The following is a 12,987-nucleotide window of genomic DNA, read 5'->3' as shown; positions in this document are numbered from 1 at the left end:
GTCCCAACGGGTCAACAGGGCACCGCGGCCGACGCGAACAGCTGTCCCCACTCGTGCCGAGCCGCGGACTGCGCATCGGTGAAGCTCGGTGTCTTCTCGCCGTCGCCGGCCAGGTGCACCAGCGCCCAGGCCATCGCGAATACCGGCACCTTGTGTCGCAATGCCGCGCTGTGCAGCTCGTCCAGCGCGGCGTCCGACGGGCAGCGGCGCAAGCCGATGAGGATGCCCCGCGCGGTGTCGAGAATGCGGCCGGAGTGCGGGCCACACGAAGTCTGGGCGGGAACCCAATTCGTCGTCATTGATGGATACCTCCTGCGGCGCCGTCGCGAATCCGCACTCGCGTAGCGGATGAGGAATTCCTGCGCTACGCATCGTCGCGGCCGCAAACCTCAATAGCGCCCTGTGCCATGATTTGTCGATCGGGCACGTTGTGCCAGAGCACCGCCGAGATCGATACGCGCCCGTGACCGTTTCGGGATCGGCTGCTAATCAACCAATCCCATGTCGTCCGGGAGTTTCGCGATTGACCGCGTAATTCGAATTAGCTTGCCAAGGCGAGTAATTCGTCGAAACCGCTGACGATCGCGTCATGGAACACGTCGTAGTCGGGAATCGCGGTGGTGTCGATGTTCAAACCGAGCGCGCAGGTGTCGACGTACGTGAGCAGGGTGACGTTGACCGCCGATCCGATCGTGGGGCCGAAGGCATATTGCGCGCGCACCGCGGCGCCACCGAGGAACACCGGCACCGGAACGCCGGGCACGTCGCTGGCCACGAAATCCACGTGACGCAGGACGGAGCCGATGTACCACCGGGGCGCCAGGTTCAGCATTCCGGCGATCAATTGCGTGTACGGCAGCGACCTTTCGTTGCGCACGGCCGCGGTGCGCCGCCGTATCGCCGCGATGCGCTTCGCCGGATCGGCTTCGCCGACGGGCACGTCGAAGCGCATCAGCGTGATCCGGTTCCCGCCCATGCCGTCGTCTTTGGTTCGAAGGCTGATCGGCATCGAGATGTGCAAGTCGCCCACCTCGACGCCGTGCTTCTCGTGGTAGATGCGCAGTCCGCCGGCGACCCCGGCGACGAACGCGTCGTTCAGCGCCCCGCCGCAGCGGTGGGCCGCCTCCCGCAGCGGCCGCTTCGGCACCTGGTGCACGCCGAGGCGCCGGATCAGGCCGCGGTCGGTCGCCAGCGACGACCCGGTCCGGTTTATCGGCCGGACGGTTCGGTAGACCGACGCCGCGGTGGTCGCCGCGGACCGGATGGTGGCCACGGGCCGCCGAACACCGTCGTACATCATGCGCGGCACGCGGGTGGCCGCGCCGGTCAGGGCGCCGTTGAGCAGGCCCGTGTCATAGCGCACCGCATCGCGATAGCCCCCGAGCAGCGACGACTCCGCGACCTCCGGTTCGGGCGGCAGGGATTCGAGCGGATACAGATCTTCGGAGAGATCGAACAGGTTCATCGCGATCTGGACACCGCCGACCCCGTCGGTGAGCGCGTGGTGGAACTTGCAGATCATGGCGGCCCCACCGTCTTGCAGGCCGTCGACGAACGTGGTCTCCCACAGCGCGCGGGCCCGGTCGAAGTCCTGCATCTCGGCCACCCGCGCCATCTCGAGCACGTCATCGAGGGTCGCGGGCGCGGACAGGGTTGTTCGCCGCAGGTGGTAGTCCAGGTCGAAGTCGCGATAGTTCTCCCACCGCGGCGGGGCCGGCGGGGGCGACTGCACCACCCGCTGCCGGAACATCGGCAGCGTGCGGCTGATCAGGTCGAACCGCGTCCGCACTTCGTCCCAGTCCGGGGACCGGTCCAAAAGCACGACACTGACCACGGTGGATCGCAGCCGTGGGTCACTTTCCATTGCCCAGGTGAACGCGTCGCTGGCGCGCATGAATGCAGTCATGTCGGTCTCCTCGCACCGAACGTACGACTGCGGGCGGCCCAGGTCACCCGGTTATCGGCACGCGATGACTTTGGTCCTCATAGATTGCGCCTTTCGTCGATGCGCCCTAGAGAATGGCGTTGAGGTCCTTGGCCCTGGCGATGTCGTCCCAGTCGACGTCGAGTTCCAGCAGGATCTCCTCCGTGTGCTGGCCGTGTTCCGGCGCTCGTGCGGGCCCCGGCGGGGTTTCGTCGAACTGAACGGGCGCGGCGACGATCCGGTACGTCTCGCCGTAATCGTCGACGTTGGTGATCACATACCCGTTGGGCTCGACCTGCGGATCGTTGAGGGTTTCCCGCGGCGTCGCCAGGGCGCCCCACACGCCGGGCTCGTCCTCGAGCGCCTTCTGCCAGTGGGCCAGGTCGTGGCGGGCGAACACGTCGGTCAGGATCTCGGTGGCGGCCGCGGCGTTGGCTATCAGGTTGCTGGACGGCACGAAACGCTCATCGGTCGCGAGCTCGGCCAGGCCCATGCGCCGACAGAAACCCGCCCAGAACTTGTCCGGCTGCAAGAACACCAACTGGATCCACCGGCCGTCCCGGGTCTTGTACCTGTTGACGAGGGGGTTGATGGCCAACCCGGGCGGTGCGCCGGGGATGCCGTCGATGTCGAAGAAGTCGGCCGCGCAGATGGACGGCGCAATCGCCCACATCGCCTGGGCCAGCAGCGACGAATCGACGATCGTCGGCTCGCCGGTGCGTTCGCGATGAAACAGCGCGGCGCACACGCCGCCGGCCAGCGTCGCCCCGCCCTGCAGGTCACCGAACCCCGGACCCTGCACGGCGGGCGTCTCGGTGCCGAACGGCGTGAGCGTGTAGGCGACGCCGCCCCGCGCGAGGTAGGTGGCCGCGTCGAACCCGCCGCGGTCGCGATCCGGCCCGCGCACCCCAAGCCCCGTGCCGCGCGCGATGATGATTTTCGGGTTGAACGCGCGGATGTCGTCCACGGTCAGCCGGGCCCGCTCCAGCGCGCCGGGAAGCCAATTGGTAAGGAACACATCGGCACTGGCCAACAGGCGGCCGAACAGCTCCCGACCCGTCTCGGACTTGATGTCGATGGCGATGCTGCGCTTGCCGCGATTGCCCAGCTCGAGGATGAAGTCGGCATCCGGGCGCGCCGCCTGCCGGGTGAACCCGCCCACCACCAGGGCGCGCCCCGGATCACCCGAGGCGACGCCTTCGACTTTGATCACGTCGGCGCCCCAGTCCGCCAGGGCCGCACCGGCCGACGGCACGTAGGTCCACGAGGCCAACTCGACCACCCGCACCCCGGAAAGGACACCACCGCGCACGTCCGACATTCCCGACTCCTCGCCCCACGACCATTCCTTGCTATTTTAGATATTCTAGCTAGTCTAAGGCGTAGCGGTCGACCCGCTGCAGGTCAGGGCAGTTTTTTGGAGAAGAGATGCGATGGATCCGACCGTCGGCGCCGTTCCGACACCCGTGACCGCGCACCTGGGCGCAACCGGGTCGCCAACCGCGCCACCCGCTTCGCGCGGGCGGCGACGCCGACGAATCGCATTGGGCCGCAACGCGGTAGCGGGCCACGGGACGAAGGACGGGCGATGGGCAGGGTAACGGGCAAGGTGGCCGTGATCAGTGGCGCGGCGCGCGGTCAGGGGCGTTCACACGCGCGCATGCTGGCCGCCGAGGGCGCGGACATCATCGCGGTGGACCTGTGCGCCGACATCGAGACCAACGAGTACCCCCTGGCCCGGCGGGAGGACCTGGACGAGACGGCCCGGTTGGTGGAGAAGGAGGGCCAGCGGGCGTTCACCGCCGTCGCCGACGTGCGCGACCGCGCGGCGTTGTCCGCGGCGATCGACGAGGGGGTCGCCGAATTCGGGCACCTGGACGTCGTCGTCGCCAACGCGGGCATCTGCCCGCTGACCGCGGGGCTGCCCCCGCAGGCGTTCGCCGACGCGGTGGACGTGGACCTGGTGGGCGTGCTGAATCTGGTGCACGCGAGCCTCAAGCATTTGCAAGCCGGCGCGTCGATCATCGTGATCGGTTCCAACGCCGCGTTCATGTCGTCGATGAACACCACGGGCATCGACGGGGGCCCCGGCGGGGCCGGGTACGCCTTCGCGAAACTGGCTGCCGCGCACTATGTTAACGACTTCGCCCTGGCGCTGGCCCGGTTCTCCATCCGGATGAACGCCGTGCACCCCACCAACGTCAACACCGACATGCTGCACAGCCCGCCGATGTACCGGGCCTTCCGGCCCGACCTGAAAGAGCCGACCCGCGAGGACGCCGAACCGGTCTTCCCGTTCGTGCAGGCGATGCCGATCCCCTACGTCGAACCCGAGGACATCAGCGAGGCGGTGCTGTTCCTCGCGTCGGACGCGGCGCGTTACATCACCGGGCAACAACTCCGTGTCGACGGCGGGGGCTTTTTGAAGGTCAAGCCGTGGTCGGGTGCGTGATCGCATGAGCGAGGGGGCGACGGGCGTCGAGCGCCGGTTGTACGAACTGATGGCGCTGATGAAGGCGGCCGACGACCGGCTGTCCAAAGGCATTGGCACCGGCGAGTTCATGTGCGTGTACTGGCCCTCGCGCGGACAGGAAGCCATCGCCGCCGCGATGGGGGTCGCGCTGCGCCCGGACGACCAGTTGGTGACCACCTACCGCGGCCTGCACGACCTCATCGGCAAGGGCGTCCCGCTCGAGGAGCTCTACGGCGAGATGATGGGCCGCACCGTCGGCGCCGGCCGCGGCAAGGGCGGCACCATGCACATCGCCAATCCCGCTCGGGGCGTGATGCTTTCGACCGGCATCGTCGGGGCCGGACCGCCGGTGGCGGTGGGGCTGGCGATGGCGGCCAAGCGCAAGGGCTCCGATCGCGTCACGGTGGTCAGCTTCGGCGACGGCGCCACCAACACCGGCTCCTTCCACGAGGCGGCGAACATGGCCGCGCTGTGGGACCTGCCGATCGTCTTCGTCTGCCAGAACAACCTGTACGCCGAGATGACCCCCACGGCCGACACGATGAAGCTCGAACACGTCGCGGACCGGGCGGCGGGCTACGGCATGCCGGGGGTGCGCGTCGACGGAAACGACCCGCTGGCGGTCAAATCGGCGGTCGAGGACGCGCTGCGACGCGCCCGCGCCGGCGAAGGCCCCACCTTCATCGAATGCGTGACGTTCCGGTTCCGCGGCCACTACTTCGGCGACCGGATGCCCTACATCCCCAAGGATCAGCTGGCCGCCGCCATGGAGGCCGACCCGGTCCCCCGATTCCGCGATCACCTGGCCGAAACCGGCATCTGCGATCGCGAAGACCTCGATCGCATCGACAACGAGGCACTCGCGACGGTGGAGACGGCGCTGCGGGCCGTGCTGGCCGCGGATTCGCCCTCGATCGACGAGCTGGACCTCGACGTGTACGCGACCCCGATCAAGTTCCCGGTGTGAGCAGGCAAGACGACGACATGCAAGAACAAGAGATGACGATGCGCGAGGCGCTCAACCTCGCTCTGGACCAGGCGCTCGCGGCCGACGACCGGGTGTTCTTGCTCGGCGAGGACATCGCCGATCCAGGAGCGTCCGGGCCGACCGCGGGTCTGTCGACAAAGTACGGCCACGAACGCGTCTTGGACACACCGATTTCCGAAGCGGCGATCGTCGGCGCGGCCATCGGAGCCGCCATCGACGGCCTGCTGCCGGTGGCCGAGATCATGATCATGGATTTCATCGGCATCGCCGCCGACCAGCTGATCAACAACGCGGCCAAGCTGAGATTCATGACCGCCGGACGCACTTCGGCGCCGATCACCATCCGCACCCAGGTCTACTCCGGGCTGGCCACCGGCGCCACGCATTCGCAGAACCTGGAGGCGTGGTTCATGCACATCCCGGGCATGAAGGTGATCGTGCCCGCCACCCCGCGTGACGGGAAGGGCCTGCTGACGACGGCGATCTTCGACGAGGATCCCTGCCTGTTCGTCGAAACGATCCGGTTGCAGGGCAAGAAGGGGCCCGTGCCCGTCGACCCCGGGTTCTCAATCCCGTTGGGCCAAGCCGACATCAAGCGGCCCGGCACCGAAGTGAGCCTGATCGGTTACGGGCGCTGCGTGCACGACGCGCTCGCCGCCGCGGCCGCACTGCAGGAACAGGGTGTGAGCGCCGAGGTCGTCGACCTGCGCACCCTGGTGCCGCTCGACGTCGAAACCATCGTCGACTCCGCCCGCCGCACCCGCCGGGCCGTGGTCATCCACGACGCGGTCCAATTCGCCGGTCCCGGAGCGGAGATCGCCGCGATCCTGCACTCGGAGCTGTTCGCCGAACTGGCCGCGCCGGTCGAACGAGTCGCCGCCCGATTCGTGCCGAACCCGGCCGCGGCCGCGCTCGAGGCGCAGATATACCCCTCGCCGGAGCGGATCATCGCCGCCGCGCAGCGGACCCTCGAAAAGACGGGTGCGGGGGCGAGAGTGCATGGCTGACTTCATCATTCGCATCCCGCGGGTCTCGGTGGCCGTGTCGGAGGCCGAGCTGACCGGTCTGCTCGTCGACGCCGGGGAGCACGTGGAAGCGGGCACGCCGATCTACGTGATCGCGACCGAGAAGGTAGAGCAGGAAATCGAAGCCGGAGCGTCGGGCACCGTGCGGTGGACGGGGCAGGTCGGAACCACCTATGACATCGGCGCCCAAATCGGCGTCATCACTTCGTGAACCAGGAAAGGTGAGCACGTATGGATCTCAACGAGACTCGCGAGAGAATCATCTACGAAAAAGAGGGGCCCATCGCCCGGGTCACGCTGAACTGGCCGGAAAAGGCAAACGCCCAGGACCAGAAGCTGGCCGAAGAGGTCGATGCCGCGCTCCTGGACGCCGACCGCGACTACGACATCAAGGTGCTCGTCCTGAAGGCCAACGGTAAGGGCTTCTGCTCGGGACACGCCATCGGTAACAACGCGGTCGACTACCCGGCGTTCGTCGAGGGCGCCAAAGTCATGGGCACGCCGTGGAAGCCGCAGACCGACCTGTTCGTCAAGCCCGTGCTCAACCTGTGGGAGTTCTCCAAACCGACCATCGCCCAGGTGCACGGATACTGCGTCGGCGGCGGCACCCACTACGGCCTGACCACCGACATCGTCATCGCCTCCGAGGACGCCTACTTCTCCTACCCGCCGCTGCAGGGTTTCGGGATGCCGTCCGGCGAGTGCTCGATCGAGCCCTGGGTCTTCATGAACTGGCGGCGCGCGGCCTACTACCTGTACCTCGCCGAGGTCATCGACGCCAAGAAGGCGCTGGAGGTCGGGCTGGTCAACGAGGTGGTGCCACGCGACCAGCTCGACGACCGGGTGGACGCCATCGCCCGCCACATCGCGCAGGCGCCGATGACCACGCTGTTGGCCACCAAGGCAAACCTGAAGCGGGCGTGGGAACTGATGGGCATGCGGGTGCACTGGCAAAGCTCGAACGACCTTGTCGCCCTGGCCTCCATCAGCAAGGACGTCCAGGAGCTGATCCAGACGGTCTTCCGGGACAAGGTGCTGCCGTCCGAGCAGGCCCGGCGCCAGGCCGCGGCGGCCGCGTCGACCGACGGCGCAACGGCCACTTAGGTTTTCCGCGGGGGCTCGCCGGTGAACATCGCCGACCACGCCACGAGGGCCGGGCAGGCGCCGGCCCTCATCGTCGCGGGCGGCGACACGATCTCGCACTCCGCGCTGTACGCCCGCAGCCAACGCGTCGCCGCCGCGCTGCACGACGCCGGGCTGCGCCCCGGCGACGGCGTGGCCCTGGCGCTGTCGAACCGGCCCGAGTTCCTCGAAATCACCTGGGGCTGCCAGCTTTCGGGCCTCTACTACACCGCGGTCAACACCCACTTCACCCCCGACGAGGTCGCCTACGTGATCGACGACTCCGACGCGCGGGCGGTGTTCGTGGACTCCGGCATGCCCGAGCTCGCCGCGCACGTGCGCGCGGCCAACCCGGCCGTCACCGTCCACCTCGCGGTCGGCGGCCACCTGGCCGGCTGGCGTGACTACGAGGACGCGCTGGCGGCGGCGGGCGACCCGCCCCCGGTGTCGGACGGGTCGGAGATGCTGTACTCGTCGGGAACCACCGGGCGGCCCAAGGCCGTCCGCCGGCCGCTGCCCGTCGACGGCAACGGCTCGTGGGCGCAGGCCGTGCTGGAGCTGGCGCTCACCCACAAGTACGGGATGACCCGTCAGAGCGTGTACCTGTCCCCCGCACCGCTCTATCACGCCGCGGGAGTGAACTACACGATGGCCGTCAACCGCGTCGGGGCGGCGGCGATCCTGATGCGCAAGTTCGACGCCGAGACCGTCCTGCGGCTGATCGAGACCCACCGCGTCACGCACGCCCAGTTCGTGCCCACCATGTTCGTGCGAATGCTCAAGCTGCCCAAGGCCGTTCGGGAACGGTATGATGTCTCGAGCCTGCAGTGCGTGATCCACGCGGCCGCGCCCTGCCCGGTCGACGTCAAACATCAGATGATGAAGTGGTTCGGGCCGATCATCCACGAATACTACGGCGGCACCGAGGGATTCGCGGGAACGACGATCGGCCCGGAAGAATGGCTCGCCCACCCGGGTTCGGTGGGCAGACCGATGTCACCGGTGCACGTCATCTCCGACGACGGCCAGGAGCTACCCGCCGGCCAGGCCGGCGAGTTGTTCTTCGAGGGCGGGCCCGCGTTCGAGTACTTCAAGGACCCCGCCAAGACCGCGTCGGTGTCCAACGACCGCGGCTGGCGCACCCTGGGCGACATGGGATACGTCGACGAGGACGGATACCTCTACCTCACCGACCGGTCCACGTTCATGATCGTTTCCGGCGGGGTGAACATCTACCCCCAGGAAATCGAGAACCTGCTGATCATGCATCCCAAGCTCGTCGACGCGGCCGTCTTCGGCGTCCCCAACGACGAGTTCGGCGAGGAGGTCAAGGCCGTCGTGCAGCCGGTCGACGGCATCACGCCGGGACCGGACCTCGAGGCAGAGCTCATCGAGTACTGCCGGGCACACGCGGCCGGCTACAAGTGCCCGCGCACCGTCGAATTCGTCGGCGAATTACCCCGGGACCCGAACGGAAAGCTGTACAAGAGGCGCATTCGTGAGCGTTACTGGCAGGGGCGGGCATCCCGAATCCTATGAGCGAGGGAATGGACATGGTGACCACCCGGAAAGTCAACGCGAACTGGACCCCACTGCCGGTCCCGCTGGCCGTACAAGCCGCCGACCGCATTCCCAAACAGCGGTACTACGACCCGGAATTCTTCGCGCTGGAGAAGGAGCTGCTTTGGCCTCGGGTTTGGCAGATGGCATGCCGGCTCGAGGAGATCCCCAAGCCCGGCGATTACGTCGAATACGAGATCCTCGACGAGTCCGTGATCGTGGTGCGCCTCGACGCCGAAAATGTCCGCGCCTATCACAACGCCTGCCGCCATCGCGGCGTAAAGCTGGTGGAGGGCAACGGTAATCGGCGCACGTTCGTGTGCCCGTTCCACGGGTGGTGTTGGGGTATCGACGGACGCAACATCTTCGTGCTACGGCCCGAGGAGTTCGACGAGCACAACCTGGACCCGGAGGATCTTCGGCTGGTTTCGGTTCGATGCGAGCTCTGGGGCGGATGCGCGTGGATCAACCTCGACGACGATGCCCCGCCGCTGCGCGACTGCTTCGAGCCATTCGCATCGATCTACGACGCCTGGAGGGTGGAGTCGCTGCGCGTCGAGTGGTGGCAGTCGTGCCGGCTCCCGGTGAACTGGAAGCTGGCGACGGCCGCGTTCATGGAGGGCTACCACGTGCCGCAGACCCACCCCCAGTTGTTGCCGTCCAGCATGCCCACGCAGCCCGACGCCGCCAAGCCACCGGGACTGGCGCGGACCAACCTGTACTTCATGCGCACGCTGGGCGAAGGCATGGCGGGCATGACGCATGAGAACGACGTCCGCATCGCCGAGGGCCTGCAGGACATGGAGCTGCCGGCCGACCCGGCCGCGGCGATGGCCCTCTGGCGCAGCACCCTCAACGACGCGATCGTCCACTGGCATCGGGCCCGGGGTTGCGACATCCCCGACCTCAACGAGCTGGAGCGGCGCGGCATCACCGAGGCCATCAATTTCGCGTTCCCGCACTACTTTCTGCTCCCGCAGTACAGCAGCGCCTCCTCGTATCGCATCCGCCCGCTCGGCCCCGAGGAAACGCTGTTCGAGATCTGGTCGCTGACCCGCATCCCACCGGAGGAGATCACCGGCCGGCCGACACCGCCGGAGCCCATGGCACCCGACGACCCGCGCTGGCCGCCGATCCCCGCGCAGGATTTCTCCAATCTGCCCAGACAGCAAAAGGGATTGCACTCCAAGGGGTTCGAATACATGCGCCTGTCCAGCCGAATCGAAGGCCTGATCTCCAACTTCGAACGCGTCATCGACGGGTTCCTCGCCGGCCTGCCGTATGAGGCCCTGGTGCCGGCCATCCAGAAGACCAACACCACCATCGACGTCCCGATCGCCGATCTCGGCCTGCACGCGACGTCGGAGGCACGATGACGACCCGGTGGGACCGCTGTGTGGATCTGCTCATCGCGGGCAGCGGCGGGGGCGGCATGGTCGCGGCGTTGGCGGCGCTCGACTCCGGGATCGAGCCCCTGGTGATCGAGAAGCAGCCCCTGGTGGGCGGTTCCACCGGACTCTCCGGCGGCATGGTGTGGCTGCCGAACAACCCGTTGATGCGCGCCGACGGCATTCCAGACTCGCACGAGGACGGCCTGGCGTACTTCGACGACGTCGTCGGCGACATCGGCCCCGCGTCGTCCCCGGCCCGCCGTGAGATGTTCCTGACCGCCGGCTACGAGATGATCAACTTCCTGACCCGCAAGGGCGTCCGGTTCGTGCGCTGCCCGGGCTGGAGCGACTACTACCCAAACCACAAGGGCGGCAACGAGGCCGGTCGCGCCATCGAATGCGTGCCCTACGACGCGGCCGCGCTGGGCAGCTGGCACGACCGGGTCCAGCCCTCGATGGCCAAGAGCTACGGCGGGTTCGTCCTCAAGACGAACGAGCTGCGTTCGGTGCAGTACTTCAACCGGTCGCCGCGAGCCTTCGCGGTGGCCATGCGGGTGTTCGCCCGCACCAGGGCGGCGCGGCTGCGCCGCCGGGAGATGCTCACCAACGGCGCGTCGCTCATCGGCCAGATGCTCAAGGCGCTGATCGATTTGCGCGGCGAGCCACCGATCTGGACGGCCGCCGCCATCGAGGACCTGATCATCGAGGACGGGCGTGTCGTCGGGGCGCGCGTCGCGCGCAACGGCACCGCGCTGAACGTCGGGGCTCGCAAGGGCGTCCTGCTCGCGGCGGGCGGTTTCAGCCGCAACGCCGACATGCGCCGCCGCTACAGCGGCGAGCAACCCAACGAGGGCCTGTGGTCGATCGCGAACGCCGGCGACACCGGTGAGGTGCTGCAGACCGCCATCCGGTTGGGCGCCAAGACCGACCTGATGGACGAGGCCTGGTGGCTGCCATCGGTTTTCATCGCCGACGGTGGAGACGCCGCCCGGGCGCTGGGCAGCGGCCGGCAGCGGCCCGGCGCGATCTACGTCGACGGAACCGGCCGGCGATTCTGCAACGAGTCCAACTCCTACGTCGAGGTCGGCAAGGCGATGTACGCGAACAAGGCGGTGCCGTGCTGGATGGTCTTCGACGAGGGCTACATCGGCCGGTACGTGTCGGGCGCCAACCCGTTCAAGAAGCGCAGCCTGCCCGAGGAACTCATCACGCGGGGCGCGGTAATCCGGGGCCAGACCGTCGGTGACCTCGCGCGCCAGATGGGCGTGCCGGCCGACGCGCTGGAGCAGACGATCAAGCGCTTCAACGGTTTTGCGGTCAAAGGCCTCGACCCGGACTTCGGGCGTGGCCAGTCGGCGTACAACGACTGCCTGGGCGATCCGGGGTATCGCCCGAACGCCGCCCTTGGCCCCCTCGCGCGGCCGCCGTACTACGCCACCAAGGTCGTTCCCGCGGACGTCGGGACGTGCGGCGGGGTGATCACCAACGAGCACGCCCAGGTGCTCGACGAGGACGACTGCGTGATCGACGGGCTGTATGCGACGGGCAACATCACGGCGACGGTGATGGGCCGCAATTATCTGGGCGCCGGCGGCAGCATCGCCTACACGATGGTGTTCGGCTATGTGGCCGCCCGCCACGCCGCCGGCCGGCGGGTCGCCGGCGAGCGAAACCGCTAGAGATCGCGAGCAGACGCAGAATCGCCCAATCGGACGCCGAAAGATGCGACTTTGCGTCTGCTCGCGCTAGGGATTTTCGTCACGGCCGACGAAATCGCGCGGCTTCATGCCCGATTGCTTCAGCTCGGCCCGCCGCGCCTGGACGTCGGAGGCGGCGCCGACCATGTTCGTCAGGATGTGGCTCACCTGCAGGTGCACCCGCATGCCCATCAGTTCCCAGGCGCGCTTGACGTTGTTCTTCACCGCCATCAGCGTGGTCAACGGGATTTGGGAGATCTTGCGCGCCATCTCCTCGACGACGTCGTCGAGGTCGTCGCGGGGCACCACCTTGTTGAGCAGGCCCCAGTCGAGCGCCTCCTGCGCGGAGAGCGTGGGGGCCAGCAGCAGCCAGTCCATGGTGCGATGCCAGTTCATTAGCAACCACGGCTCGATCATCGTGTGCCCGCCCGGCTCGCCGAGGCTTTGGGCAAGCGGCATCTGGAAATACGCGTCCTCGGACGCGACGCAGAAGTCGGTGAGCAGGCCGAGATAGATCCCGCCGCCCATGCAGTAGCCGTGGATCGCGGAAATGGTCGGCTTGGGAAACTCCCACAGGTACAGCGTCGGCCACAGGAACAGGTCGGCGGTGCCCTTGTACAGATCCTCGAACGTCTCGCCGAAGTCCGGATACGGATTCTCGTCGGGTCCCCAGCGAGCCACGTGCCCGCCGCAGAACCCCTTTCCGTTGGCCTTGAGGATGACGACCTTGATCTCCTTGTCCCGGTCGGCCTCGTGCAGGCACTCGTCGACTTCGGTGACCAGCACCGCATCCTTGGTGTTGGCCTT

12 protein-coding genes are annotated in these 12,987 nt (G+C 67.8%); 8 read left to right on the top strand and 4 right to left on the bottom strand.

Translation table 11 applies throughout. The annotated features are described in order from the left end of the window. Positions 1–11 precede the first annotated feature (11 nt). The 3 genes from WU80_RS14660 to WU80_RS14650 form a co-directional block, all read right to left on the bottom strand. Positions 12–299: an ANTAR domain-containing protein gene (locus tag WU80_RS14660; RefSeq protein ID WP_055402192.1), complete on the bottom strand. Its 288-nt coding sequence runs from the start codon at positions 297–299 to the stop codon at positions 12–14. A 242-nt stretch (positions 300–541) separates the two neighbouring features. Further along, positions 542–1,906, bottom strand: coding sequence for a wax ester/triacylglycerol synthase domain-containing protein (locus WU80_RS14655; protein ID WP_055402190.1), 1,365 nt, complete (start codon positions 1,904–1,906; stop codon positions 542–544). Positions 1,907–2,012: 106 nt separating this feature from the next. Then, positions 2,013–3,245, bottom strand: coding sequence for a CaiB/BaiF CoA-transferase family protein (locus WU80_RS14650; RefSeq protein WP_055402188.1), 1,233 nt, complete (start codon positions 3,243–3,245; stop codon positions 2,013–2,015). A 267-nt stretch (positions 3,246–3,512) separates the two neighbouring features. Here WU80_RS14650 and WU80_RS14645 point away from each other — a divergent pair, with 267 nt between their 5' ends. From WU80_RS14645 to WU80_RS14610, 8 genes are read left to right on the top strand one after another with little or no spacing between them, the layout of a single operon-like run. Further along, complete coding sequence (locus tag WU80_RS14645; RefSeq protein WP_055402186.1) at positions 3,513–4,376, top strand: mycofactocin-coupled SDR family oxidoreductase; 864 nt, start codon at positions 3,513–3,515, stop codon at positions 4,374–4,376. A gap of 4 nt (positions 4,377–4,380) precedes the next feature. Then, positions 4,381–5,364, top strand: a complete 984-nt coding sequence (locus WU80_RS14640; protein WP_055402184.1) for a thiamine pyrophosphate-dependent dehydrogenase E1 component subunit alpha — start codon at positions 4,381–4,383, stop codon at positions 5,362–5,364. 17 nt (positions 5,365–5,381) lie between these two features. After that, a complete protein-coding gene (locus tag WU80_RS14635) occupies positions 5,382–6,392 on the top strand; it encodes an alpha-ketoacid dehydrogenase subunit beta (protein ID WP_055402224.1) in 1,011 nt (336 codons plus the stop codon). Further along, the gene (locus WU80_RS14630) at positions 6,385–6,621 is read left to right on the top strand and encodes a lipoyl domain-containing protein (RefSeq protein ID WP_055402182.1); all 237 of its coding nucleotides are present in this window, start codon (positions 6,385–6,387) and stop codon (positions 6,619–6,621) included. Before WU80_RS14635 ends, WU80_RS14630 begins: the two co-directional genes overlap by 8 nt. A 20-nt stretch (positions 6,622–6,641) precedes the next feature. Then, positions 6,642–7,514, top strand: coding sequence for an enoyl-CoA hydratase-related protein (locus WU80_RS14625; RefSeq protein WP_055402180.1), 873 nt, complete (start codon positions 6,642–6,644; stop codon positions 7,512–7,514). A gap of 21 nt (positions 7,515–7,535) precedes the next feature. Further along, the gene (locus WU80_RS14620) at positions 7,536–9,071 is read left to right on the top strand and encodes an acyl-CoA synthetase (protein WP_055402178.1); all 1,536 of its coding nucleotides are present in this window, start codon (positions 7,536–7,538) and stop codon (positions 9,069–9,071) included. 8 nt (positions 9,072–9,079) lie between these two features. Beyond that, entirely contained in the window at positions 9,080–10,468 is a 1,389-nt protein-coding gene (locus tag WU80_RS14615) for an SRPBCC family protein (RefSeq protein ID WP_055402222.1), read from the top strand. Continuing rightward, entirely contained in the window at positions 10,465–12,162 is a 1,698-nt protein-coding gene (locus tag WU80_RS14610) for an FAD-binding protein (RefSeq protein WP_055402176.1), read from the top strand. Before WU80_RS14615 ends, WU80_RS14610 begins: the two co-directional genes overlap by 4 nt. A gap of 66 nt (positions 12,163–12,228) precedes the next feature. Here WU80_RS14610 and WU80_RS14605 read toward each other — a convergent pair. Continuing rightward, the coding region (locus WU80_RS14605) for an enoyl-CoA hydratase/isomerase family protein (protein ID WP_055405778.1) at positions 12,229–12,987 on the bottom strand (759 nt) is incomplete at its 5' end.

The sequence above is a fragment of the Mycobacterium sp. UM_11 genome (assembly GCF_001414075.1).
Lineage (GTDB): Bacteria > Actinomycetota > Actinomycetes > Mycobacteriales > Mycobacteriaceae > Mycobacterium.
The sequence above is the reverse complement of the archived record's forward strand: the minus strand, read 5'-3'. Positions and strand labels throughout refer to the sequence as shown.